This window comes from Bacillus sp. AC266 (genome assembly GCF_979253805.1).
The window spans coordinates 1-262 of record NZ_CEEDEC010000048.1 but is presented as its reverse complement, the minus strand read 5'-3'; the positions used below and the strand labels follow the sequence as shown (position 1 = coordinate 262).

The following is a 262-nucleotide window of genomic DNA, read 5'->3' as shown; positions in this document are numbered from 1 at the left end:
GGTGACCCGTACGGGATTCGAACCCGTGTTACCGCCGTGAAAGGGCGGTGTCTTAACCACTTGACCAACGGGCCAAATATTATAAATTCCTTATGGCGGAGAGCAAGGGATTCGAACCCTTGATACGCTTGTGACGTATACACGATTTCCAATCGTGCTCCTTCGGCCAACTCGGACAGCTCTCCAATGGCTCCGCAGGTAGGAATCGAACCTACGACCGATCGGTTAACAGCCGATAGCTCTACCGCTGAGCTACTGCGGA

3 tRNA genes are annotated in these 262 nt (G+C 53.4%); all 3 read right to left on the bottom strand.

The annotated features are described in order from the left end of the window. Positions 1 to 2: 2 nt before the first annotated feature. Positions 3 to 74, bottom strand: a tRNA-Glu gene (locus tag AC0IXC_RS29230). Between the two features lie 19 nt (positions 75 to 93). Continuing rightward, positions 94 to 185, bottom strand: a tRNA-Ser gene (locus tag AC0IXC_RS29225). A 2-nt stretch (positions 186 to 187) separates the two neighbouring features. Next, positions 188 to 262: transfer RNA gene (locus tag AC0IXC_RS29220), tRNA-Asn, on the bottom strand.